This is a genomic window from Streptomyces sp. SID3343 (genome assembly GCF_009865215.1).
Classification (GTDB): domain Bacteria; phylum Actinomycetota; class Actinomycetes; order Streptomycetales; family Streptomycetaceae; genus Embleya.
The window spans coordinates 1-1,102 of record NZ_WWJX01001352.1 but is presented as its reverse complement, the minus strand read 5'-3'; the positions used below and the strand labels follow the sequence as shown (position 1 = coordinate 1,102).

Below are 1,102 nucleotides of genomic sequence, written 5' to 3'. Positions count from 1 at the left end.
GCCGACCCGGGGGCCGGGGCGGGCCTGACCCTGCTCCACGTGGGCGCCTTCTCCGGCTCCGTACCCGCCCTGCGCCGCGCCCTCGACGCGCACACCGCCGTCGACGCGCACGACCTGATGCCGCTCACCCGCGCGCCGCGTCTGCTCGGCGCCCGGCTCCTGGCCGGGCACGAGGCGCGACGGGCCGGCCCCGGGACACCGTGGACCAAGACCGGCGCGTGGACCACCGCCCTGGAGCGATACGTACGGGCCCAAGGCATCCTGCGCCCGGAGCGGCCCGCGCTGATCGTGCAGACGCTGCCGGCGATCCTGCCTCCCGAGGGCGTGCGCTACGGCGTGTACACCGACCGGGTCGGGCTGGAGGGCGCGGCGGTCGGCGGTGTGCACCGCTCGCGCCACACCGAGCGCTGGCTGGCCCGCGAACGCCGGCTGCTGCTCGGCGCCCACCGGGTGTTCGTGATGGGACCCGGCACGGCCGACGTGCTCGTCACCGAGTACGGGGTGCGCGCCGACCGCGTGCACGTCGTCGGCGCCGGACCCAACATCGGCCCGCCGCCCGCGACGCCGACCGCCGAGCCGGCCGCCGATGTGCCGCGGCTGCTGTTCGTCGGCACGCAGTGGGAACTCAAGGGCGGCCCGGTCCTGCTCGAAGCCTTCGCCCGGTTGCACGCGAAGGACCCGCGGGCCCGGCTGACCCTGGTCGGCAGCGCGCCGGACGGACCGCTCCCGGAGGGGGTGACCGCGCTCGGCCGGATCCCGCACGCCGACATGGCCGCCGTCTACGCCGGCGCCGACGCGGTGGTGATCCCGACCCACATGGAGGCGTTCGGGATCGCCCTGGTCGAGGGCCTGGTCCGCGGCCTGCCGTGTGTGGCGTCCACGGTCGGCAACCAGCCGTGGATCGTCGGCGACGCGGGACTGCTCGTACCGCCGGGCGACGTCGACGCGCTGACCGAGGCGCTGCACCGGCTCGCGGCCGAGTACCCCGCCTTCCAGGCCCGCGCGAGGGCCCGCGGCGCGGAACTGCGCTCCACGATGACCTGGCCGGCGGTCGCCGACCGGATCACCGCCGAACTGTGCGGGTGACGCGGGACGGGCCCGG

Annotated in this window: 1 protein-coding gene; it reads left to right on the top strand. The window is 77.0% G+C overall.

Annotated features, from left to right (window positions below; genetic code table 11):
- The coding region (locus GT354_RS42730) for a glycosyltransferase family 4 protein (RefSeq protein ID WP_161362264.1) at positions 1-1,086 on the top strand (1,086 nt) is incomplete at its 5' end.
- Positions 1,087-1,102: the final 16 nt, after the last annotated feature.